Raw genomic sequence first — 24,430 nt, forward strand, 5'->3', positions numbered from 1 at the left:
GCGGCAAAGCTACAGTCATCTATCCCGAGTTACAGGGTGGCGTGTCTGGTGCAAGCCAGACACCACCTCGCCCGCATTATCTCTTTTCATACCGTGATGCTGTACGGCGCAGAATCGCGGTATGAGGTATCACGCACCCGGCGCCGCATGAAAATCCACCGGCGCATGAACGACCGGCGTCACAATGCCGGTGCGGATCACGAAGTCGCCAAAGCCTTCGCCAGCTTGCCGCGCACTGGCCCAACAGCCGATCAGTCGGTCAATCTCTTCCAGAATGGTCGGCGTATCGATGTTGTCGCGGTACAGCCGCGGGATACGCGCCCCTTCGCGATTGCCGCCAAGGTAGAGGCTATAACGCCCGACAGCCCGACCGACCAAACCCATTTCCGCCAGCATCGCCCGGCCACAGCCATTGGGGCAGCCCGTAATCCGAAAAATGACGGCGTCATCCTCCACCCCATAACGCCGCAGGCTTTCTTCAAGCGCGGTCACAAAGTCCGGCAATACGCGCTCGGCTTCCGCCATCGCCAGCGGACAGGTGGGAAACGATACGCAAGCCATCGAGTTTTTACGCTGCTCGCTCAGTGACGGCGTGATCAGATTATAGTGCCGGGCCAGCGCATCAATCCGCTCCCGTGCATCCGCCGCTACGCCGGCAATAATGATGTTTTGATTCGCGGTCAGGCGAAAATCGCCTTGATGTACCTGGGCTATCGCCGCCACCCCGCTTTTCCAGCGCGCATCGGACTTATCCAGCAAACGCCCGCTGGGAATAAACAGCGTCAGGTGGTGGTGACCGTCAATCCCTTCCACCCAGCCGATACGATCGCCCCGTCCGGAAAACGTATAGGGTCTGATGGGAGCAAAGACCGCGCCGCTGCGGCGCTCTACCTCCGCCCTGAAGACCTCGACGCCGACCCGCTCCAGCGTGTACTTGGTTTTGGCATTGCGCCGGTTTTCACGGTTGCCCCAGTCCCGCTGCGTAGACACTACGGCTTCAGCCACTGCCAGCGTCTGCGCCAACGGAATAAAACCAAACTCACTCGCCAGACGGGGATAGGTGCTGGCGTCGCCCTGAGTCATCGCCAAGCCGCCGCCGACCAGCACGTTAAAACCGACCAGACGACCGTGCTCGCCGATAGCGACAAAACTCAAATCATTGGCATGGAGATCCACATCATTTTGCGGCGGGATAACCACCGCGGTTTTAAATTTACGCGGCAGATAGCTGTTCCCCAGTATCGGTTCTTCCTCCTGCCGGAGGATTTTTTCCTTATCCAGCCAGACCTCGGCGTATGCGTTGGTACGCGGCAGCAGATGTTCAGAGATTTTTTTCGCCCACTCCCAGGCCTGCCGGTGCAACACCGACTCCACCGGGTTGGCGGTACAGAGTACGTTACGGTTGACGTCGCCCGCCGTGGCGCGGGAATCCAACCCCAAATGGTGCAACAGACGGTGCACCGGCTTGATATCGTTTTTCAAAACACCGTGCAACTGCACCGTCTGCCGGTTGGTAATGCGGATACTGCCGTACTGGGTATGCTCCCGGGCGAATTCGTCAATCCCCAGCCACTGACGCGGCGTGATGATGCCGCCGGGCAGACGGACGCGCAGCATCACCGTGTGCAATGGCTCCAGTTTCCGGGCGATACGCTCCTGGCGGATATCACGATCGTCTTGCTGATACATGCCGTGAAACCGAATCAACTGGAAATTATCACCGACAAAGCCGCCGGTCAGCGGGTCAGCCAGATCCGCCTGAATCGTACCGCGCAGGAAATGACTCTGCGCCTTCAGGCGCTCATTATCCGACAGTTTTTTCTCGCTCATCCTCGCGTTCTCCTGAATGGTGCGCTGAAAAAGATGCCGGTGAGTTAAGCAGGGATGCAGGAAGGCTTACAGATACAGTGGGTTACCTTTGCGCTATAACAGTCTTTTGGTCAGGGCGGCGGCCGCCCGCGCCGGTCCGGCAGCGATAGAACCATTAGGCGCAGACTATGCCAAAACAGCATAAGCCCTTGTTCGATCACACTCCTGATGATTTTCCGGGCATGCCATGTAGCAACGTTTACACTGATAACGCCATGTTACCCAACATGAACAATGGCATGCGGTATGCATGTCAAAAACACAACAGACAAAACATCAATAACAACAACGCCAATAACACAACAAGGGGGTTTTATGGCATCGGGAAAATGGCTGCTGCCGTTAAGTCTGACTGCATTGCTGGTCAGCGGTGCAGTCCACGCGGTTTCCATACCGGCAGTGGAAGCGAAGAACGGTATGGTGGTCAGCTCGCAATATCTGGCGTCGCAGGTCGGCGTCGATATCCTGAAAATGGGGGGCAACGCCATTGATGCCGCGGTAGCGGTCGGTTACGCACAGGCGGTGGTCAACCCTTGCTGCGGTAACATTGGGGGCGGCGGGTTCATGACCATCCATCTGGCGGATGGCAAAGATACCTTTATCAACTTCCGTGAAACAGCACCGGCCGCCGCGTCCGCCACTATGTATCTGGATGCGGAAGGTAAAGTTAAAAAAGACGCCAGCCTGTATGGCTACCTGGCGGCGGGCGTTCCCGGTACGGTACTGGGGCTGGAAACCGCACGCGAGAAATACGGCAAGCTGACCCGTGAACAGGTCATGACGCCGGCTATCAAGCTGGCGCGGGAAGGTTTTGTTCTGACCCGCGGCGACACCGACATTCTTGACACCACCGTCAAACGCTTTAAGCAGGACCCGGAGTCAGCACGTATTTTCCTGCGTCCGGACGGCTCGGCGCTGCAACCGGGCGACCGTCTGGTGCAGACCGATCTGGCTAATACGCTACAGGCGATCGCGGATAAAGGACCGGACGCGTTCTACCACGGCAAACTCCCGCAAATCATCGAGGACGCCGCCAAAAAAGGCGGCGGCATCCTGACGGCGGCGGACTTCGCCAACTATCGCGTAACCGAAACCCAGCCGATCACCTGTAGCTATCGCGGCTATCGGTTCATCTCGTCACCGCCGCCCAGCTCCGGCGGGGTCACGATGTGTGAAACGTTGAATATTCTCGAAGGTTACGACCTGAAGAGCATGGGATTCAACTCGGCGCAGGCAATCCATGTCATGACGGAGGCCATGCGCCACGCCTACATGGACCGCAACACCTATCTGGGCGACCCGGAGTTTGTCAAAAACCCGGTCGACCGGCTGCTGAGCAAAGACTATGCCGCCGAAATCCGCAAGAAAATCGACGACACCCGAGCCACGCCGTCCGAACAGGTAAAACCCGGCATGGAGCCGCATGAAAAACCGGAAACCACCCATTATTCGATTGTCGACAGCCTGGGCAACGCCGTCTCCACCACGTACACGGTGAACGGCCGTTTCGGCGCGGTGGTGATAGCCCCCGGCACCGGCTTCTTCCTGAACGACGAGATGGATGACTTTACCGTCAAAGTGGGTGAGAAAAACCTCTACGGGCTGGTACAGGGCGAGCGCAACGCCATCGCGCCGGGCAAACGCCCGCTGTCGTCGATGAGCCCGTCGCTGGTGACCAAAGACGGCAAGATCTTCCTGGTGCTTGGTTCGCCGGGCGGCTCGCGCATCATCAGTATCACGCTGCAAAGCGCGCTGAATATCCTCGACTTCGGCATGCTGCCGCAGGAAGCGGTAGATGCGCCGCGTATCCATCATCAATGGTTGCCGGATGAGGTGTATTACGAACAGCGCGGCCTGTCCGCCGATACCCTCGCGTTGTTAAAAGAGCGCGGCTATAAGATGGTGGAACAAACGCCGTGGGGCGCAACCGAGCTGATTATGGTCGGATTGCCCGGCGTGGAAGGGGTGATCCCCGCCAACTCCGGCAACGACTCGGCGGTATCCGGTAAGGTGCGTGAAGGGTATCTGTACGGCGCCAACGACTCGCGTCGCCCGGCAGGCGCCGCCATCGGTTACTGATATCGCCCCGCAGAGTGCGAGTATGCCGACTGAGCGCGGTTGCACTCGCGACTCACATCGGTATCCGGCGCAGCAACCCGGTCATCATGTTAATCCAATGGCCGGGTTGTCTTTTCTGCCGCCGGCATGAATTTACCGGCTATACCCCAGTAACAGTTCGTGCCCGGCGACACCGGTGTCCGGCCGCACGCCGGGCGCTTTGCCCGATAGCCGAAACACGCCGACCGCCTGCACCAGTTCTTCTGCCTGACTATTAAGGCTGCCCGCGGCGGCGGCCATTTCTTCCACCAGCGCCGCATTTTGCTGGGTGGTGCGCTCCATGCTCGACACCGCCTCGCCCACCTGCGACACCCCGCTGCTCTGCTCACCGCTGGCGACACTGATCTCGCCCATGATGTCGGTCACCCGGCGAATGCTATCGACCACTTCTTGCATGGTGTGCCCGGCAGTATCCGCCAGCGTGCTGCCGCTTTCGATTCGCCCCACGCTGGCGGAAATCAGAGCTTTGATCTCACGGGCCGATTCCGCGCTGCGTTGCGCCAGCGCACGCACTTCGCCCGCCACCACGGAAAAACCACGCCCTTGTTCGCCGGCGCGCGCGGCTTCCACGGCGGCATTCAACGCCAGAATATTGGTCTGGAAGGCGATGCCGTCGATCACGCCGATGATATCGGCAATGCGCTGGGCGCTGTCGTTGATTTCCCGCATGGTGTCCACCACCTGCGTCACCACTGCGCCGCCCTGCTCCGCCACCTGGCTGGCGGTCTGGGCCAGGTGGTTGGCCTGCCGGGCGTTGTCGGCGTTCTGTTTCACCGTTGCGGAAAGTTGCTCCATCGACGCGGCGGTCTGTTCCAGCGCGCTGGCCTGGGACTCAGTACGCGCGGACAGATCATGGTTACCGTGGGCAATTTCGCCGCTGGCCACCCCTACCGACTCGGCGCCATGCCGCACCTGCGTCACGATACGAATCAGGCTCGACTGCATATGCGACAGCGCATTGAGCACGGTGGCGATCTCATCACGCCCGCTGGCGTTGATCGGATAAGTCAGATCGCCGTCCGCCACCGCTTCGGCCGCCGCCTGCGCCTGCGCCAGGCTGCGGACAATGCTGCGCACCATCATCCAGCCAAATAGCGCCGCGCCGGTAATCCCCGCCAGCACCGCCATAATCGCCAGCGCTTTCAGCCATTGGTAACGTTGCACCGAACCGGTGTATTCGTCTTTAGCCACGTTGACCTGCAGCGTCACCAGTTGGCTGAGCAGCGCATGGCCCTGTTTTTCCAGCGTGCTGACCTTCTCATCATAAAGACGTATTGCCTGTTCCATCTGCCCGGCCCGGATCGCCGCATCGGTCGGCTGTACGCCTTCGCGGTTATAGCGCTGCAGGCTGTCGGCAAACTGGTCCGCCAGTTGTGTCTCTTCCGGCGTCAGGTAGGTTGCGCGGTAGTCGGTCCACACCCGATCGATCCGGTTGAGATTCTGGCGTAGTTCGTCAACCCGCTGTTGCTTATTCGCCGCCTCCGGCAACAACAGCATATCCATGATCAGCACCCGGTTACGCTGCACCAGCCATTCCAGTTGCTCTAGTTGCGCCAGCACCACCGTGCGGTCTTCATACACGGTCTTCAGCGACTGATTTGCTTTCTCGGCGGTAAACATGCCGATCGCCCCCATGATCAGAATGCCCAGCGACAGCATCCCGGTGAAACTCCATAATCGTGTCGAAATCTTCATTGCCTTAAACCCTGTGCGGTGTGTGTCGTCTGTAGTGATGTCACAAGTGAAAATATTGCCAGCAGGCGTCGATTGATATCCGTATAAAATCCCGCGATGAACTATATAGAAAACCTTGTTATGACAGAAGGTTAGCGATTTTTCCGCCCGGCGCATAAAATAGAATGAAATGGCGTTTCGCAAGCAGGATTGCATGGCGAAAATCGACTTTCCGCACGGGAAACGTTATTTCTGCCATCACCGGCAGCCATTTATAAAAAAGTGTCGGAAATTATTTTTTATAGTGATCGCCGATAAAAAAGAAATGCTTATGATTGGAGCGTTATCCCCTGCCGCTTTCGTTTGGAGAAAGGAAGTCATGTCCCATGCACTGTTACTGCCCCCGCCGTTGCGCCCGGGCGACACCATCGGTTTCTTCTCGCCGTCCTCGCCCGCGACGCACTTTGCCCCGGCACGCTTTGAACGGGCGAAAGTCTTTCTTGAGCAGCACGGCTACCGGCTGCGCGCCGGCGCGCTGACCGGTAAAACCGACCACTACCGCTCCGGCAGCATCGCCGCGCGCGTTGACGAACTGAACACGCTGATCCGCGACCCTGCCGTACGCTGCGTCATGTCGACCATTGGCGGCAGCAACAGCAACTCGCTGCTGCCCTATATTGATTACGACGCCCTGCGCCGCGATCCGAAAATCATCATCGGCTATTCCGACGTCACCGCGCTCTTGCTTGGCATGTATGCCCAAACCGGACTCGTAACCTTTTACGGCCCGGCGCTGGTGGCGTCGTTTGGCGAATTCCCGCCGCTGGTGGACGACACCTTTGCCGGCTTCGCCACGCTGACCGGCGCAGCGCGGTCTGAACACGCCTATCGCATGCCATCGGGATGGACCGACGAGCGGCTGGACTGGAATCAACAATCGCGCGCCAAAATCACCCATCCCAACCAGTGGCGCTTCGACGGCAGCGGCGTTTATCAGGGGCGGCTTATCGGCGGCAACCTCAATACCATGGCGGGGATCTGGGGCAGTCCGTTTATGCCGGCGATTGCAGACGGCGATATTCTGCTGCTGGAAGACTCGCTGAAGGACATCGCCACCGTGGAGCGCGCGTTTGCCCACCTGAAGCTATGCGGCGTGTTTGACCGGGTCGCGGTGGTGATGCTGGGCAAGCATGAACAGTTCGATGATAAGGGCACCGGCCGTGATTCGCTGACCGTACTGCGCGAAGTGCTTAACGGACAACCGCTGCCGGTGCTGGCGGATTTTGATTGCTGCCATACGCACCCGATGCTGACCCTGCCGCTCGGTGTGCGTATTACGGTCGATTTTTACGCCGGACGCGTCGTATTGAACACCCCCTGGCTGCGTCAGTCCTGACCGGGCGGCAGGCAATCAGTAAAGCTGGCGAGAAAATCCGTCAGCCATTCTGCCTGCGCATGTCCATCCAACCCAGGCCGGTGCGCCAGATAATAAGCCGCGCCGGTTTTCACCGTTTCGGCAAACGGCATCACCAGCCGTTGTCGCCGGATATCTTCCGCCACCAGCGTCACATCCGCCATCGCGACGCCAAAGCCCTGAATGGCGGCGCTGATGGCGAGATCCATGGTGTCGAACTGCTGATTACGGCGCATCACCTGCTCACCGATGCCGTGGGTTTTCAGCCACAACTTCCAGTCACGCTGGTCATGGGTCGGATGCAACAGCGTCAAACGCGCCAGTTGCTCCGGCGACAACGCCGCTTGCCCGGCAGGCAGCAGATGCGGCGCCAGCACCGGCGACAGCACCTCGTCGAACAGCTTGCCATCATGTTGGCGCGGCGCGGCATCCGGCGCGAACACCACCGCCACATCGAAATCTTCGTGACGGAAATCGACGCCGTGCTCGGTGGTCGTCGTTAGCGAGACATGGATATCCGGCCGCCGCTGCTCCAGCGTCATCAGGTGCGCCACCAGCCAGCGCATGGCGCAGGTCGGCGCCTTCATGCGGATTGAACGCCCTTCACGCACCCGGTTCGTCACCCGAAACAGTTGGTCAAACACCTCGCGAACCTCCGGCAACAGCTGACTGCCCTGCGGCGTCAACCGTAAACCACGGGCATGGCGCTGAAACAACGCGAAGCCCAGCCAGGCTTCCAGCGATGCGATCTGCCGGCTTACCGCGCCTTGCGTGACAAACAGCTCCGCCGCCGCCCGGGTAAAATTGAGATGACGGGCGGTCACCACAAAAGCGTGCAACGCATTCAGCGGCGGAATGCGGTTATTTAGGGTCATACGCGCTCTCCGTCAGGCGGTCATAAGAAAACTGATTACATAACTATGCAGAAAAAGCGGTGCGAGCCTGAGTATCGTTTCCTGATGCGAGCGGCATCGTCAGCCCCGGTTTCGCGGCAAGCGGCGGCTACCATCACCACATCTTATTGCTCTATTGCGATAAATAGTTGCCGCGAGCCATGCATTTTTCTCATGGCTATTATGACAACAATTCGATTGTAGTACTACCGGCGGCAACGTCTAATGCATGAATAGTTATTCACGTACAACCAATAAATTTTAGCAGACAGGGCTTCTCTATCGTACCGTTCGCTCACGTGCGGGTCTGCTATGGCACTCAACGGAGACCCCCATGCCGATTCAAACCCCGGTGCAGTTCAGTTCCAAATTACCGGATGTGGGCACGACTATTTTTACCGTTATCGGTCAGTTATCCAGCCAGCACAACGCCATCAACCTGTCTCAGGGCGCGCCCAGCTTTCCCTGCTCTCCCGAGCTGATCGCCGGGGTGACGCGCGCCATGACCGAGGGTCATAACCAGTACGCGTCGATGTCCGGGCTGGTGTCGCTCAAAGAGGTGGTGGCGGAGAAAGTCAAACGCCTGTACGGCCAGCACTACGACGCCGGACAGGAAGTCACCATCACCGCCAGCGCCAGCGAAGGGCTGTATTCCGCCATTTCCGCGCTGGTGCATCCGGGCGACGAAGTTATCTATTTTGAGCCGTCGTTCGACAGCTACGCGCCCATCGTCCGGCTACAGGGCGCAACGCCGGTGGCGCTGAAACTCGCCGTGCCGAGCTTTGCCATCAACTGGGACGAAGTGCAGGCGGCCATCAGCCCGCGCACCCGCATGATCATCATCAACTCGCCGCATAACCCCAGCGGCCAGGTGCTGAGCGCCGACGATCTGGCGCAGCTGGCGCGCCTGACTCGCAACACCGGCATCGTGATCCTGTCTGACGAAGTCTACGAGCACGTAGTGTTTGACGGCCAGCGCCATCACAGCATGGCGACCCACAGCGAACTGGCGGCACGCAGCGTGATTGTCTCATCGTTCGGCAAAACCTTTCACGTCACCGGCTGGCGCGTCGGTTACTGTCTGGCTCCGGCGGCGCTGATGGACGAGATCCTCAAAATCCACCAGTTTATGATGTTCTCCGCCGACACGCCGATGCAGTACGCCTTTGCCGACTACATGACGGACCCGGCGACCTACCTGTCGCTCGGCCAGTTCTATCAGCATAAACGCGACCTGCTGGCGAACGCCTTACAGCACGGACCGTTTGAACTGTTGCCCTCCGCCGGTTCGTTCTTCATGCTGGCGAGCTTTGCGCACTTCAGCGACGAAAGCGACAGCGACATGGTCAAACGACTGATTGTCGACCACGGCGTGGCGACCATTCCGCTGTCGGCGTTTTACACCGACGGCACCGACAATAAACTGATTCGTCTGTCGTTCTCCAAAGATGACGAGACGCTGCTGGCCGGCGCGAAAGCCCTGTGTCAGGCCGCGGAGCGCCGATAAATGCGGTTGCGCTCGATTTGTGTGTGATGGCTGTTACTGTGTGATGTTGATTGCCGTTTAAAGACTACTCATTGATTTACCGGAGATCGTTCCCGATATGAAAAAATTAAGCATGTTGATGTTGTCGCTGGGTTTACTGTCCTCCTCCGTCGCACTGGCGCAGACTGAACTGCGTTTTGGGCTGGAAGCGGAATACCCGCCGTTTGAAAGCAAAAACGCCAAGGGCCAGTTGGAAGGATTCGATATCGATCTGGGTAACGCCATTTGTAAAGCAGGCAATTTCAAATGCTCCTGGGTTGAAACCTCGTTTGATGCCCTGATTCCGGCACTGCAGGCCAAAAAGTTCGACGCCATCAACTCCGCGATGAATATCACCGAAAAACGTAAGGAAGCGATCGACTTTACCGCGCCTATCTATCGCATTCCGACCCAACTGGTCGGCAAGCCGGACACTGGTCTGGCGCCGACGCCGGAAGCGCTGAAAGGCAAGAACATCGGCGTGTTGCAGGGGTCGATTCAGGAAGTGTACGCCAAGGCGCATTGGGAGCCGAAAGGCGTTACCGTGACCTCTTACAAAGACCAGAATCTGGCGTATGACGATCTGGCGGCAGGCCGTCTGGACGGTACGCTGGTGATGGCGGCGGCCGGTCAGTCCGGTTTCCTGGATAAACCGGAAGGCAAAGGTTTCGCCTTTATCGGCAAGGCAGTGGACGACGCCGCCATTCTCGGCAGCGGTATCGGTTTTGGTCTGCGTAAAAGCGACGCCGCGCTGAAAGCCGAGCTGGATAAAGCCATCAAACAGGTGAAGGACGACGGCACCGTCGAGCAACTGGCGAAAAAATACTTCCCCGGTTTTGACGTGCGGGTGCAGTAACCGACGCCCTCCCGCCGCGCCGCATCCTGAACGGCGGCAAAGAAACGACAAGGCCCGCGCCAGATGGCGACGGGCCTTGTTTTTTGGCACATGCGATTAACCGGAGAAGCGCCTGTTACGGCAACGGCAAATCCTTCAGACGGCCGGGATGTTGTTTGACCAGGTCCCAGGGTAATACCGCCCAATCGGCGTTGTGGCACTCAGGTGCGGCTCCCACGATAAAAGCAGGAATGAAATGAATGCCTTGGGGGGTTAAATACCACTTCGACGATCCCCATGACTCTGGGTCGCCATAACTGCAAGTCTCACCATCCACCTGAAAGTCATCGCTCATTTGGGTGGAATAACGCTCACTGAACTGTTCAACCAGCCAGTCGGCAAAATTCTCGTCAGGATACTCATCGTCGGTGTTTTCCGTCACTTTATCAGGAATCGGTGATTCAGCGACCCACAGGATATCGTCCAGCACCAGTGGCGTAGCATCAAGACTACGCAGCGTCATCGCCTTTGTGTACACTTCTCGCCCGGCATCAGCACACATGCTATCTACATCAATGGTATAACTGACAACCGACGGCGACAGCAGACGTAATGACAGTTCCTGTGTAAGATTTCCTTTACCATTGCTGAACATCTCACAGCGTTGGAAAAGCGTTGCTTGATCCCACAGACTGTCGATCAATTTCGCATTCAGGCGGACGCGTTGCTCGGGGGTGTAACCAGAGACCAGTTGAACGGTCTGCATACCACTTAGCGGGTCTTGCCACCATTCGACTTCATACCCGTTAATCACCTCTTTTTTCACCTGTCGAGGTTCAGCTCCCTGGTTACGGACATAGTCATAGTGAGAACGAGTGTAAAGGCTTTGCATAAAAGCCGATGCCTGTGCCGTTGGCGCCGTTACCGTCAACGGATGCAGCGTGATCATCGCCGTTTTCCCCGTACCGTTACGCCATTCCCCCTGCCAGCCTTGATCAGCCGCAGGACGCAGCGTCAGTTCCGGAAGATCTACATCGTCGTCACGGTAATTGCTACTGATCACCTCGCCCAGCGCCAACTGCCCGTCAGCGCGACGCTCCCCTAACAATTCCCGATCACGCAGAGAGCGGGTAGAGAAATAGCGCCCTGCGACATTTTTTTCAGCATTGATGTTCAGTTCCAGCACGATACTGTCATCACCCAACGTGCCGCTGAACAGTTGCGACTCAGCGTGGGCCGCTATGGTTACGAGAGTAAGTCCCAGAGAAACAACCGCCACCCGGGCAATTTTTATTAATAATGTCATATGAATTAGCAAAAAATTAAGAGTAGATCCCTCAGCTCCGCTCAAATTAGCGGAACTGAGGCGCCGGAATTATCAGGGCAACGGCAAATCCTTCAGCCGCCCGGGGTGCTGTTTGACCAGGTCCCAGGGTAGGATTTCCCAGCCGGAGCCTTTGCACTGCGAAGTCAGATTAGGGGTCATGGTCTGGAAATAGATACCTTTGGATGTCAGGCTCCAGGGGGCATTCGCCCACACTTCTGGAGAAGTGTAATCACAGGCATCCTCGCTCTCGTCATCCATCACCTTTGTCTGTTCCGGGTAGAGCCGGGCAAACTGTGCAGCTAGCCATGTCGGCAAGGTTTCCCGCAAATAGTCATCAGGGATAGCGAAGGCATCCGGCACCGGCGATTCGTCGACCCACATCAAATCAGAAAGCCTCAACTCGCTCGCATTGGAGACACGCAGCACCCGAGGCGACACCTCCATATAACCGTGTGCGCCGCCGCAGCTTCTATCGCCAGATACCACATAGCTGATCACATTCGCCGACAGCAGGCTGATTTTTACCTTGTCATCCGAATGTTCACACTGCGCAACGGCCAGAACCGTGTGCCAGAAGCTGTCTCGCAGCGCGGCGTTCAGGGCAGCGAGCCGTTCCGCCGGGTAGCCCGAGGTCAACTGAAACATTGACAGTTTAGCGCTCGGATCCTGCCACCATTCCACGTTATAACCGTTAACGACGCCTTGTTTAACCATCGCCGGTTCAGCCGTTGCACGCAGCAGATAGTCATAAGGCGAGAGCTGGTAGAGCGACTGCATAAAGGGCGACAATCCGGCTGTCGCTATCGGCATCATCTGTGACAGTTTAACGGTGAGCGGCGTACCCTGCCCCTGACGCCACTCGCCCTGCCAGCCATTATTATCGGCAGGACGTAACGTGATGACTGGGCTGCTCGCCGGCTTTGCGTCTGCCTCGTCGTCACTGTCCGACGCATCCACATCAATATTCAGCGTCACCTGCCCCTGCTTGCTGCGCTGGCCGTTAATATGGTGAGTCACACGTTCCGATGCAACAAAAGCGGCTCTCCACGCGCCCATCCAACTGAACATCCAGCTCCATCACCACCGGCGTCGTCCCCAGCGTGCCGCCATATACCACCGGCGTTGCCTGCGCCATACCCACCATACAAACGAAACCCAGCACCAACATCCTTGAGGTCAATGTTAATAAATTCATGTTAAGTAAACAGATAAGAAAAGGAGCGGATACTATAGTTGAACTGATGTATTTTCACTAACCCACCGGTATTGAATCTCTCGTGGATCAAGGCTCACAGCGACAAATCAACCCATCGGGCTAATGGCATTTTCCCACCCACGCTCTATGCTATGACGAGTCAGGGACAAACGGAGACGCGGTGCGCGCCGACGTGATCCCGGTGATTTTCTTTTCATACAAAAAGGACAACACCATGAGTGATATCAAACTGTTAGGTATTGCTGGCAGCCTGCGTAAAGCCTCTGCCAACCGGGGATTGCTGCGCGCCGCGCAGTCCGTGCTGCCGGCGGGCGTCACGCTTGAGATCGCCGACCTGCTGGATGTACCGTTCTATAACGCCGACCTGACCGAGGTTCCCGCCTCGGTGCAGCGTATCGCGCGTCAGGCCAGCGAAGCGGACGGCTTCGTATTCGCCTGTACGGAATACAACTATTCGATGGCGCCGGCGCTGAAAAACATTCTTGACTGGATCTCCCGCCTGCCGGACACCACCATCCTGAACGATAAACCGGCCGCGCTGATGGGCGCCGGCGGCGGTATGGGCACCTCCCGCGCCCAATACCACTTGCGGCAGAGCTGTATCTACCTGAACATCCATCCGCTGAATAAACCGGAAGTGTTCGCCAACGCCTTTGCCGGCGGTTTTGACGATCAGGGCAACCTGAAAGACGAAAAAATCACCGCGCTGATCGCCGATCAGATGAACGCGCTCGCCGATGCGATTGCACGCAGAAAATAAACCTCGCCTGCAAGCTGCCGCCCGTGATTGGGCGGCAGTCGTTTACGCCGCCACCGTTCCCACCTTCATCATCGCCTCGCCGGCGACCGTCAGCGCCGGGTGACGACTGAAACGCACCACCTCCCCCACCACCAGCAGGCTGGGTGACTGCGGCTGATAACGCGCCATCAGCGTTGGCAACGTCGCCAGCGTGGCGGTCAACAAACGTTGTTCCGGCTGGGTGCCGCGCTCGATAATCGCCAGCGGCGTACTGGCGGGCAGACCATTGGCAATTAATTTCTGGCACAGGCGGCTGGCATGGCTCAACCCCATGTAAAACACCAGCGTCTGCTGGCCGGCGCCGAGCGTTTCCCAATCCAGTTGCGGTTCGCCGTCGCGGGCATGGCCGGTGATAAAACGCACCGACTGGGCGCAGTCCCGATGGGTTAATGGCAGCCCCACCGCCGCGGCGCAACCGGTGGCGGCGGTGATGCCGGGCACCACATGGCAGGTCACGCCCTGTTGCTGTAGATAATCCATTTCCTCGCCGCCGCGGCCGAAAATGAACGGATCGCCGCCTTTAAGCCGCACCACCCGTTGCCCGGCCTGCGCCAGCTCCATCAGCAACTGGTTGATTTGCGGTTGCGGCAGCGCGTGGTGTCCCTGCTGCTTGCCGACGTCGATGCGCAACGTTTCCGGCTGCACCAACGCCATGATATCGGCGGAAACCAGCCGGTCATGCACCACCACATCCGCCTGCTGAATCGCCCGCAGCGCCTTGACAGTCAGCAGTTCGGCGTCGCCCGGGCCGGCGCCCACCAGCCAGACATCGCCGGCCAGCAGAGGCTGGCGTTGATGGCCCTGCGCCATCAGTGTGTTCAGAGTAGGGTTCATGTTGATGGCTCCTTATCCGGGCGCGGCTCAGCCCGCCCGGCGTAATGTGTCCGGCGTGGCATAGTGTTGCAGCAACGCCTTCAGTTCCGGCACGCAGGACCCGCAATTGGTCCCGCATTGTAGTTGTTCGCCCAGTTGCGCCACGCTGTGGCACCCCTGGCGGATGGCGTCGATAATGCGCTGTTCTCCCACCGCGAAGCAGCTGCAAATGGTCGCTCCTTGCGGCGCTTCGCCCTGCGGCGCGCACCCGGCCAGCAACGCCAGCCGGTCCGGCGTCTGTTGCGGCGGCGCGGCAAACGCCGTCAGGATGGTCTCGCGCTCCAGCACTGGCCGGCGAGCGTCGACATACAGCGCCACCGCCACCTGCCCCGATAGCCAGCCAACCGCATGAAACAGACCGCCGTCCCCCTGCGCCTGTTGATAGTCGACGCCGTCCAGCCCATACTGGCGGGCCAGCCAGTCAAGCCAGTGCTCCGGCGTCTGTTCGCCGGCGATCGTGTAATGGGACACGCCGTCGGCGGCAATACGGCTCCAGTAGCCGCAGTCCGGCGCCGTCACGTCGCCGCGCACAAACAGTTCGCCGAACCACACAGCGGGCCAGCGTTGGATACGCACCCGCGCCTGCTTGCTTTCCGGCTGACCGGAATAGGGGTCGGTCACCGCCGCCACCAGGCTATCCGCCCGCGCCTGCGCGCTAAACTGCCGGTTCCAGTGCATGGGGACAAAGATGCTGCCGCGCTGCTGCCCGCGCTGGACCTGCGCCCGCGCCAGCATCCAGCCCGACTCGGCGCTGATGCGCACCAGTTCGCCGTCGTGAACGCCGGCATTGAGCGCATCCTGCGGGTGAAGATCGCAATAAGGTTCCGGCAGATGGCGCATCAGACGCGGCGCCTTGCCGGTGCGGGTCATGGTGTGCCACTGGTCGCGTACCCGACCGGTGTTGAGCACCAGCGGATACGCGGGCGACGGCGGATTGGCGGGCAGTTGCGGCGTGATCGCCAGCAAGCGCGCTTTACCGTCCGGGTGCCAGCAGCGCCCGTCGGTATACAATCGCGCGGTACCGTCGCTGACGGCACTGGTGACCGGCCACTGCACCGGCGTCAGCTGCTGCCATTGTTCATTGCTGAGCGTTGCCAGCGCGCTGATGTTGAACGCACGCTGTCCCTGATTCTCAAATCCGGACAAGGCGGCGTGCTCACGGAAGATCTGCGCCGGATGGCGATAATCGAACGCCGCGCCAAATCCCATGCGTTGCGCCACCTGCGACAGTATCCACCAGTCGGCTTTCGCTTCGCCCGGCGCGGGCAGAAAGGCGCGCTGACGGGAAACGCGGCGCTCGGAGTTGGTAACCGTGCCGTCCTTTTCCCCCCACGCCAGCGCCGGCAGCAGGACATGCGCGCAGTCGGCGGTATCGGTGTGGCGCATCACGTCGGAGACGATCACCAGCGGGCAGCGCAACAGCGCCTGCCGCACCCGATCTGCCTCCGGCATGGAAACCACCGGGTTGGTGCCCATGATCCACACCGCCTTGACCTGCCCGGCTTCAATCGCGCGGAACAGATCCACCGCCATCAATCCCGGCGCCGGCGCCACCCGGTCGCTGCCCCAGAAACGGCCGACCCGGTCCACTTCCTGCGGGCTGAAGCCCATGTGCGCCGCCAGCTGATTCGCCAGCCCGCCCACTTCGCGCCCGCCCATCGCATTCGGTTGACCGGTAATCGAAAAGGGGCCGCACCCGGTCCGGCCGATGCGGCCGCTGAACAGATGTACGTTAATGATGGCGTTGCATTTGTCGCTCCCGGAAGAGGACTGGTTGATGCCCTGCGAATAAAGCGTCACCACGTTATCGGTGTCGCTAAACCACTGGTAAAAACAGGCGACGTCCTCGCGGTCCAGTTGGCAGAATTCCGCCACCCGCTCCACCGTCCAGTCATCGGCGGCCGCCAGCGCCGCCTCCACGCCGCTCAGCCCGTCGGGAACCGGAGCGTTCCGCTGCGCCAGCCAGCGCAGCAGCCCGTTGAACAACCCGGCATCGCTGCCGGGCGCCAGCGGCAAGTGCAACTCCGCCGCATCGCAGGTGGCGGTCTGACGCGGATCGATCACCACCACCCGCATGTGCGGGCGCTGCTGTTTGGCCTGCATCAGCCGCTGATACACCACCGGGTGCGCCCAGGCGGTGTTGGACCCGACCAGCACCACCAAATCGGCCTGTTCGATGTCCTCGTAGTTACAAGGCACCGCATCGGCGCCCAGCGCCCGCTTGTACCCGACCACCGCCGATGCCATACACAGCCGGGAATTGGTATCCATGTTGGCGCTGCCGATGAATCCTTTCATCAGCTTGTTGGCGACGTAATAGTCTTCGGTCAGCAGTTGCCCCGAACCGTAAAACGCCACCGCCTGCGGGCCATGCTGCGCAATAATGTCGCCGAGCGACTGCGCTACCCGATCCAGAGCCTGATCCCAGCTGACGCGATGACCGTCAACCAGCGGCCACAGCAGCCGCCCTTGCAGATCCAACGTGTCGCCCAATGCCGAGCCTTTGACGCACAACCGCCCCAGATTGGCCGGGTGCTGGCGATCGCCTTCAATGGTCACCCTCCCGTCCGGCTGCGGGGTGGCGATCACCCCGCAGCCCACGCCGCAGTAAGGACAGGTGGTGCGGCAGCCGCTCATAACGCCTCCGCCATGTCGGCCGCCGCCACCGCCATCGGTTCGTTCGCCACCCAGATACGATCCTGTACCACACGCACCGGCCAGGCGCGCACCCGCAGTTGGCTGTCATCCGGGCTAACGCCGTCACGCAGACGCAGACGCTTTTTGTACAACGGCGAAATCACCACCGGCTCGCCCGCCACGTCGCCGACAAGGCCGCGCGACAGCACGTTGGCGCCGCTGCCCGGCTCCTGATTATCGAGCGCGAACACGTGTCCCGCCTGCCCCGGCTGGGCGGCAGGCAGATGAAACAGTGCCACCTGCTGATGTCCGACCCGCGCCGCCATGCCGGCATTCGCCGGAATATCGCAGAGGAAGCCGACGCACTGCCAGCCTTCCACGCCAGCCGCCTCTGATGCCGCCGTCGTCTTCTCCTCCAGACGGGCGGGGCGAGGCTGACCGCGCTCCGGCACCATCACTACCGCTTCATCCGGCGTGTCGCTGTTAAGGAAGGCGCGGAACAACGCCCGGTGTTCGTCATGCGCCAGCGTGGTCTGCCATTCGCACTGATAGCTGTCGATAACCTGACGCATCTCGTTTTCCAGCTCGTCGGCAATTCCCAGACTGTCGTCGATTACCACCTGCCGCAGGTAGTCGATGCCGCCTTCCAGGTTATCCAGCCAAACGCTGGTGCGCTGCAGGCGGTCGCCGGTACGGATGTAGAACATCAGCAGGCGGTCGATCAGCCGGAACAGGGTATCGGTGTCCAGATCGCTGGCGAACAGGTCGGCATGACGCGGTTTCATGCCGCCATTGCCGCACACATACAGGTTCCAACCCTTGTCGGTGGCTATCACGCCGATGTCTTTGCCCTGCGCTTCGGCGCATTCGCGGGTGCAACCGGAAACCGCCATCTTGAGCTTATGCGGCGAGCGCAGCCCTTTGTAACGGTGCTCCAGCGCAATCGCCAGCGAGGTGGAATCCTGCACGCCGTAGCGGCACCAGGTGGAGCCGACGCACGATTTGACGGTACGCAGCGACTTGCCGTAGGCATGACCGGTTTCAAACCCGGCGTCGATCAGCTCCTGCCAGATAGCAGGCAGTTGCTCCAGCCGCGCGCCGAACAGATCGACCCGCTGGCCGCCGGTAATCTTGGTATACAGGTGATAACGTTCGGCCACCTGACCGATGGCGATCAATCCCTGCGGGGTAATCTCGCCGCCGGGAATGCGCGGCACTACCGAGTAGGTGCCGTCTTTCTGGATATTGGCCAGGAAACGGTCGTTGGTATCCTGCAACGGTACGTGTTCGGGTTTCAGCACGTAATCGTTCCAGCAGGACGCCAGCATCGATCCGGCCAGCGGTTTACAGATTTCACAGCCCAGCCCGTGACCGTGGCGGGCGATCAGCTCGCCAAAACTACGGATACGGTTGACGCGGATCAGGTGGTACAGCTCCTGACGCGAATAGGCGAAATGCTCGCAAATGTCTTTTTTTACCTCGATGCCCGACTGCTGCAACTGGTACTCCATCACCTGCTTGAGCAGCGGTACGCAGCCGCCGCAGCCGGTGCCCGCCTTGGTGCAGGCCTTGAGCGACGCCAGATCGGTGCAGCCGTTGTCCACCGCCGCACAGATGTCCGCTTTGCTGACGTTATGGCAGGAGCAGATCTGGGCGCTGTCCGGCAACGCCGCCACCCCCAGCCCTTTCGGCGCCGCGCCGTCCAGCGCCGGCAGAATCAGGCTTTCCGGGTGCGCAGGTAAGGTCATGTCGTTGAGTTTCATCTGCAACAGCGTGCTGTAATCGCTGCTGTCGCCCACCAGCACCGCCCCCAGCAGCCGTTTGCCGTCCGCCGAAACAATGATTTTTTTATAGACCTGATTCGGTTCGTCGTTCCACTGATAGCTCAGGTTGCCCTCGGTTTTACCGTGAGCATCGCCGATCGACGCCACGTCCACCCCCAGCAGCTTAAGCTTGGTGCTCATGTCGGCGCCGGTGAACGACTGCTCCTGTTGCGCCAGCCGGGCGGCGACGGTGCGCGCCATCTGATAACCCGGCGCCACCAGCCCGAACATCTGTCCCTGCCATAGCGCGCACTCGCCAATGGCGAAAATAGCGTCATCCGAGGTCTGGCAATAGTCGTCGATTACGATGCCGCCGCGGGCGCCGATCTCCAGCGCGGCGTCACGCGCCAGCTGATCGCGCGGGCGGATACCGGCGGAAAACAGCACCAGATCGGTTTCCAGCGCCGTGCCGTCGGCGAAATTCATCCGGTGGCGCGCCTGCTCGCCCGCCGTAATCGCGCGGGTTTCCTTGCCGGTGTGCACCTGCAGGCCCAGCGCCTCAATCTTGCGCTTGAGCAGTTGCGCGCCGCCGTCGTCCAGTTGCACCGCCATCAGTCTGGGGGCGAATTCCACCACATGGGTTTCCAGCCCCAGTTGGCGCAGCGCGTTGGCGGCTTCCAGCCCCAGCAGACCGCCGCCCACCACTACGCCGCTGCGCGATTCGCGCGCTTCGGCGGCAATGGCGTCCAGATCCTCCAGCGTGCGATACACCAGACAACCGGGGCGATCGTTGCCCGTCATCGGCGGCACGAACGGGTAGGAACCGGTCGCCAGCACCAGCCGGTCGTACGGGGTTTCCTGGCCGTTCGCGTCGCGCACGCAGCGGCGTTGACGGTCAATCTCCGTCACCTGGCAACCGGTGCGCAATTCAATGTCGTGCTGTTCGAAAAAGCCCTCGCTGACCATTGACAGGGATTCGGCGCTGCGACCGGCAAAATACTCGGACAAATGTACCCGGTCATAGGCCGGATGGCGTTCCTCGCCAAACACCACCACGTGATACTGTTGGTGCAGGCTGCGTTCCACCAGTTGCTCCAGAAAGTGGTGCCCGACCATGCCGTGCCCCACTACCACCAATACGGGTTTACTCATGACAGAAATCCTTACGGCCGCAGGCCGTATGTCTACTTCAGGAAAAGACAGACCAAACAAAAGCGACGACGGTGCCGATGGCAGCCTGGTCTCCATGGCCGCCAGCAGTTGCGGACTGTCGCTGACATGACCGAACAGCAGCGCGCCGCATAACCGGTCGTCGCGGAATATCAGGCGGCGATAATGGCCGCCGAGCGGGTCTGACAGCGAGTGGAGTCGATCGCCCTCCTGCGGGTGCAACTCCCCCGCGCTCACCACGTCAATCCCGGTAACTTTCAGTCGGGTGGCCAGCGCCGCCGGCGCGTAATCCGCCACCGGTTGCCCCGCCAGCCGGGCGGCCAGCACATCGGCCTGCGCCAGACAGGGCGCCACCAGCCCGACCGTTTCACCCTTCACTTCAGCGCACTCGCCGAATGCGCTGACGTATTCATCGGCGGTGCGCAACTGGCCGTCGGCCAGAATGCCGCGCCCGCACGCCAGGCCGCTGTCGCGAGCCAGCTCACACACCGGTTGCACGCCGGTCGCCACCACCACCAGACCGGCAGGCAAGCACGTACCGTCCGCCAGTTCGACCGCCTCCACCTGCTCGCCGCCGGACGATTTATTACCGGACAATTCGTTACCGGATAATGCCTGAATCTGCACGCCGGTCAGGCAACGGATGCCGCGCTCATGCAGCCGGGCGCACAACAGGTCGCTGGCGGTGGCGTCGAGCTGACGCTCCATCAGCCGGGCGTGGCGGTGCAGCAGCGTCACCGCGGCGCCCTGCAGTCGCAGCGCGGCGGCGGCTTCAATCCCCAGTAATCCGCCGCCGATCACCACCGCCGGCTTTCCCTGTCGCACCGCCGCCCACATCCGCTCGACGTCATCCAGCGTGCGAAAGCCCATCACGCCCGGCAGGTCGATGCCCGGCAACGGCGGCATAAACGGGCGGGAACCGGTGGCGAACACCAGTTGGTCATAGGTCAGGCGACGGCGATCGGTGATCACTTCCCGCGTAGCCCGATCAATACGTAGCGCCGACTCGCCGGTCAGTATGGTCACGTCCATTGTTGCCGGCGCCGGCTCTAACTGCGTGTCCTCAAAGGTTTTTTCGCCCCCCAGCACCGAGGAAAGCAGCACGCGGTTATAGCTGTCGCGCGGCTCGCGATCGATGACGGTGACGCGGTAGCGTTGCGGTGCCAGTTGCCCCAGTCGCTTTACCAGCCGCGCGCTGGACAGACCGTTGCCGATAATCACCAGATGCGCGCTCATCGCTGCTTCCTCCCGTCAGGCCGCGTGCGGCTGCTTCTCATACAGGAAATGCAGCACCTGCTGACGGTACTGGTGATAACGCGGGTCATCCGCCAGCGCGACGCGAGAGCGCGGGCGTTCCAGCGCCACCGTCATGATCTCGCCCACCGTGGCCGCCGGGCCGTTGGTCATCATCAGCACCCGGTCGGAGAGCAACACCGCCTCATCCACGTCATGGGTTATCAGCACGATGGTGGTGTTCAGCCGCTGCTGGATTTCCATCACCGCGTCCTGCAAATGGGCGCGGGTCAGCGCGTCCAGCGCACCGAACGGTTCGTCCATCAGCAGCACCTTGGGTTTCATCGCCAGCGCGCGGGCGATGCCCACCCGCTGCTTCATGCCGCCGGAAATCTCATGCGGATGCTTGTTCAGCGCGTGCCCCATGTGCACCAGCTCCAGGTTATGGACGATCCACTCGTGCATCTCCGCCTTGCTCATCTGGCCGCGGAATACCTGCTTCACCGCCAGCGCGACGTTGTCGTAGGTGGTGAGCCACGGCAGCAGCGAATGGTTCTGGAATACCACCGCCCGCTCCGGCCCCGGGCCGTCGATTTCGCGGTTGTCGCACAGCAGGCCGCCGCTGGTCGGCAGCGTCAGCCCGGCAATCAGGTTGAGCAGCGTTGATTTGCCGCAGCCGGAGTGCCCGATCAAACTCAGGGTTTCCCCGGTATGGATATCGAAACTCACGTTATCGAGCGCCAGGAACGAACCGCTGGCGGTGGAAAAACGCTGACTGACCTGCTGAATACGGATAATCGGTTGATCGCGCATACGTTTCTCCTTAACGGGTTTCATAGCTGAAGCGTTTGGCCAGCAACATCAGCCCTTGCTCAAGTAACAGCCCGACCACGCCAATCACCAGAATGGCGATGATGATGTTGGGCACGTTGAGGTTGTTCCACTCGTTCCAAATCCAGAAGCCGATACCGATGCCGCCGGTCAGCATTTCCGCCGCCACGATCACCAGCCAGGCGATGCCGATCGACAGCCGCACCCCGGTCAGCACGCTCGGCAGCACCGCCGGCAGCAGGATCTTGCGCATGATGGTGAATTCGGACAGCTTCAGCACCCGCGCCACGTTGAGATAATCCTGCGGAATCTGGCGCACCCCCTCGGCGGTGTTGAGGATCATCGGCCAGATGGAGCAGATAAAAATGGTCCAGTTGGAAGCCGGCTCGGCGCGCTGGAACAGCAGCAGGCCGATGGGCAGCCATGCCAGCGGGCTGACCGGACGCAACAGCGAAATAATCGGGTTGAACATCGCCGCCATAAACCGGAAGCGGCCAATCAGGAAACCGGCGGGAATGCCCACCAGCGCCGCCAGCCCGAAACCGATGCCGACGCGCTCCAGCGACGCCAGCACGTTCCAGCCGATGCCCTGATCGTTGGGGCCGGCCACGTAAAAGGGGTCGGCAAAAATGCTCTGCGCCGCCAGCCAGGTCTGCCACGGCGTCGGGAAACCTTTGCTGCTCAGCGCCGCGAGTTGCCAGACCGCCAGCAGCAGGATCATGCCGACGCCGCCCGGCAACAGCCGGGACAGCCATCGGCTCAGGCGCGGCCGCCAGACGGCGCGCGGCGAGGCGACGGTCGGCGCCGGTGCAGCTACGCCAACGGTTTCGGGTAAGGCGATAACGGTGGCGTCGGTCGCGACAGCATTGTGGTGCGGCGTGTCAGTCGGCTCCGGCACGATCGAAAGAATCTGGGCTTGCGTTTTCATGGTCGCTCTCCGTTACTTTTTCACGCTGAAGCTGTTGGCATAACCGGCCGGATCGCTGCCGTCCCAACGCTTGCCGTCAATCAATACGCTGCTGCGCATCTCGCCGGATGGCAGCGGCACATTGCCGACCGCACTGGCCGCCTGTTTGTAGATATCGATGCGATTGACCTGACGGGCCACCGCCTGATAATCCGGCTCCTGCGCCAGCAGGCCCCAGCGTTTGTGCTGGGTGAGGAACCACATCCCGTCCGACAGATACGGGAAGTTCACTTCGCCGTCGTGGTAGAAGCGCATGGCGTGCGCGTCCTGCCAGCTTTTGCCCGCGCCGTTGTCGTATTGCCCCAGCATACGGCCGACAATCGTCTCCTCCTGGGTGTTGACGTACGCGCGCCCGGCGATGACGCGGGCGGTTTCGCGCCGGTTGTCGTCCGAGCTGTCGATCCAGCGCGAGGCTTCCAGCACCGCCGCCGTCAGCGCGCGGGCGGTATTGGGGTTGGCGTTAACCCATTCGGCGCTGGTGCCGAGCACCTTCTCCGGGTGATCCGGCCAGATATCCTGCGACGTGGCGGCGGTAAACCCGAGGCCGTCGGTAATCGCGCGCTGGTTCCAGGGTTCGCCGACGCAGAAACCGCTCATGTTGCCGATCTTCATGTTCACCACCATCTGCGGCGGCGGCACTACCACGGTGCGCACGTCGTCAAACGGGTTGATGCCGGCCGCCCCCAGCCAGTAATAGAGCCACATGGCGTGGGTGCCGGTGGGAAACGTCTGGGCGAAGGTGTAAGTCCCCGCCGGGCTGGCCGCAATAAAACGCTTCAGGCTGGCGGCATCGCTCACGCCGGCTTCGCGCAGCTTATTGGACAGAGTGATCGCCTGACCGTTGTTGTTCAGCGTCATCAGCACCGCCATATTGTGCTGCGGCCCCGACGCGCCGGCCTGCAGGCCGTACAACAGCCCGTAGAGCACGTGCGCCGCGTCCAGTTCGCCGGACACCAGCTTGTCGCGCACGGCGGCCCAGCTCGCTTCCTTGCTCGGCACAATGGTGATGCCGTATTTCTTGTCAAAACCTTTTACCGACGCCATCACCACCGATGCGCAGTCGGTCAACGGAATAAAACCGATGCGCACCTCTTTCTTCTCCGGGGCATCGGAACCGGCCGCCCAGGCGCGGTTCATTATTCCCGGCAGCAGCATGGCGCCGCCCAGCGCAGCGCTCCCCACCAGAAACTGGCGGCGGGAAAACGCCTGTGTTTGGTTATTGGTTTTGTTATCGGTTTTGGAATCACTCATCAACGACACCTCGGCAACCCGCCGTTTCGGCGGCA

At 60.8% G+C, this 24,430-nt stretch carries 17 protein-coding genes; 5 read left to right on the forward strand and 12 right to left on the reverse strand.

Going from position 1 to position 24,430, the window contains the following annotated elements; translation table 11 throughout:
• Positions 1–129: 129 nt before the first annotated feature.
• Positions 130–1,848 carry an assimilatory sulfite reductase (NADPH) hemoprotein subunit gene (gene cysI, locus CPA59_RS14825; protein ID WP_255412306.1) on the reverse strand — a complete coding sequence of 573 codons (1,719 nt, stop codon included), beginning with the start codon at positions 1,846–1,848 and terminating at the stop codon, positions 130–132.
• A gap of 336 nt (positions 1,849–2,184) precedes the next feature.
• Here cysI and ggt point away from each other — a divergent pair, with 336 nt between their 5' ends.
• Entirely contained in the window at positions 2,185–3,948 is a 1,764-nt protein-coding gene (gene ggt, locus CPA59_RS14830; RefSeq protein WP_107759876.1) for a gamma-glutamyltransferase, read from the forward strand.
• A gap of 132 nt (positions 3,949–4,080) precedes the next feature.
• Here the strand turns inward: ggt and CPA59_RS14835 are convergent, their stop codons facing one another.
• Positions 4,081–5,682 carry a methyl-accepting chemotaxis protein gene (locus tag CPA59_RS14835; protein ID WP_107759879.1) on the reverse strand — a complete coding sequence of 534 codons (1,602 nt, stop codon included), beginning with the start codon at positions 5,680–5,682 and terminating at the stop codon, positions 4,081–4,083.
• Between the two features lie 358 nt (positions 5,683–6,040).
• Between CPA59_RS14835 and CPA59_RS14840 the strand changes: the two genes are divergently transcribed.
• Positions 6,041–7,057 (forward strand): S66 peptidase family protein, encoded by a 1,017-nt coding sequence (locus tag CPA59_RS14840; RefSeq protein WP_107759881.1) that lies wholly within the window; start codon positions 6,041–6,043, stop codon positions 7,055–7,057.
• Here the strand turns inward: CPA59_RS14840 and CPA59_RS14845 are convergent.
• Positions 7,048–7,950 (reverse strand): LysR substrate-binding domain-containing protein, encoded by a 903-nt coding sequence (locus CPA59_RS14845; protein WP_038919605.1) that lies wholly within the window; start codon positions 7,948–7,950, stop codon positions 7,048–7,050. The genes CPA59_RS14840 and CPA59_RS14845 overlap by 10 nt on opposite strands.
• Positions 7,951–8,302: 352 nt before the next feature.
• Here CPA59_RS14845 and CPA59_RS14850 point away from each other — a divergent pair, with 352 nt between their 5' ends.
• Both CPA59_RS14850 and CPA59_RS14855 read left to right on the forward strand, forming a co-directional pair.
• The gene (locus tag CPA59_RS14850; protein ID WP_107759883.1) at positions 8,303–9,475 is read left to right on the forward strand and encodes a pyridoxal phosphate-dependent aminotransferase; all 1,173 of its coding nucleotides are present in this window, start codon (positions 8,303–8,305) and stop codon (positions 9,473–9,475) included.
• Between the two features lie 97 nt (positions 9,476–9,572).
• Entirely contained in the window at positions 9,573–10,349 is a 777-nt protein-coding gene (locus CPA59_RS14855) for an ABC transporter substrate-binding protein (RefSeq protein WP_038919607.1), read from the forward strand.
• Between the two features lie 115 nt (positions 10,350–10,464).
• Here CPA59_RS14855 and CPA59_RS14860 read toward each other — a convergent pair whose 3' ends face one another.
• The 3 genes from CPA59_RS14860 to CPA59_RS23175 form a co-directional block, all read right to left on the reverse strand.
• Positions 10,465–11,634 (reverse strand): hypothetical protein, encoded by a 1,170-nt coding sequence (locus tag CPA59_RS14860; protein ID WP_107759886.1) that lies wholly within the window; start codon positions 11,632–11,634, stop codon positions 10,465–10,467.
• A gap of 72 nt (positions 11,635–11,706) precedes the next feature.
• Positions 11,707–12,672 (reverse strand): hypothetical protein, encoded by a 966-nt coding sequence (locus CPA59_RS14865; RefSeq protein ID WP_255412230.1) that lies wholly within the window; start codon positions 12,670–12,672, stop codon positions 11,707–11,709.
• The gene (locus CPA59_RS23175) at positions 12,656–12,817 is read right to left on the reverse strand and encodes a hypothetical protein (RefSeq protein WP_255412231.1); all 162 of its coding nucleotides are present in this window, start codon (positions 12,815–12,817) and stop codon (positions 12,656–12,658) included. The genes CPA59_RS14865 and CPA59_RS23175 overlap by 17 nt, the downstream gene beginning before the upstream one ends.
• 268 nt (positions 12,818–13,085) lie before the next feature.
• Here CPA59_RS23175 and CPA59_RS14870 point away from each other — a divergent pair, with 268 nt between their 5' ends.
• A complete protein-coding gene (locus tag CPA59_RS14870) occupies positions 13,086–13,631 on the forward strand; it encodes an NADPH-dependent FMN reductase (protein WP_038921042.1) in 546 nt (181 codons plus the stop codon).
• A gap of 42 nt (positions 13,632–13,673) precedes the next feature.
• On the opposite strand, the gene cobA is transcribed toward CPA59_RS14870, so the two are convergent.
• The 6 genes from cobA to CPA59_RS14900 are packed head-to-tail and all read right to left on the reverse strand — an operon-like array spanning position 13,674 to position 24,395.
• Positions 13,674–14,504 carry a uroporphyrinogen-III C-methyltransferase gene (cobA, locus tag CPA59_RS14875; RefSeq protein WP_049855356.1) on the reverse strand — a complete coding sequence of 277 codons (831 nt, stop codon included), beginning with the start codon at positions 14,502–14,504 and terminating at the stop codon, positions 13,674–13,676.
• A gap of 27 nt (positions 14,505–14,531) precedes the next feature.
• Positions 14,532–17,180, reverse strand: a complete 2,649-nt coding sequence (locus CPA59_RS14880; protein WP_100849802.1) for a nitrate reductase — start codon at positions 17,178–17,180, stop codon at positions 14,532–14,534.
• Positions 17,177–21,349 (reverse strand): nitrite reductase large subunit NirB, encoded by a 4,173-nt coding sequence (gene nirB, locus CPA59_RS14885; RefSeq protein ID WP_107759888.1) that lies wholly within the window; start codon positions 21,347–21,349, stop codon positions 17,177–17,179. Before nirB ends, CPA59_RS14880 begins: the two co-directional genes overlap by 4 nt.
• A 15-nt stretch (positions 21,350–21,364) precedes the next feature.
• Complete coding sequence (locus tag CPA59_RS14890) at positions 21,365–22,159, reverse strand: ABC transporter ATP-binding protein (protein WP_038919612.1); 795 nt, start codon at positions 22,157–22,159, stop codon at positions 21,365–21,367.
• Positions 22,160–22,169: 10 nt separating this feature from the next.
• Entirely contained in the window at positions 22,170–23,105 is a 936-nt protein-coding gene (ntrB, locus tag CPA59_RS14895; protein ID WP_107759891.1) for a nitrate ABC transporter permease, read from the reverse strand.
• A 12-nt stretch (positions 23,106–23,117) separates the two neighbouring features.
• Positions 23,118–24,395: a CmpA/NrtA family ABC transporter substrate-binding protein gene (locus CPA59_RS14900; protein WP_107760855.1), complete on the reverse strand. Its 1,278-nt coding sequence runs from the start codon at positions 24,393–24,395 to the stop codon at positions 23,118–23,120.
• Between the last annotated feature and the right edge of the window lie 35 nt (positions 24,396–24,430).

Origin of the sequence: Dickeya sp. Secpp 1600, assembly GCF_003049805.1 — a bacterium.
Lineage (GTDB): Bacteria > Pseudomonadota > Gammaproteobacteria > Enterobacterales > Enterobacteriaceae > Dickeya > Dickeya fangzhongdai.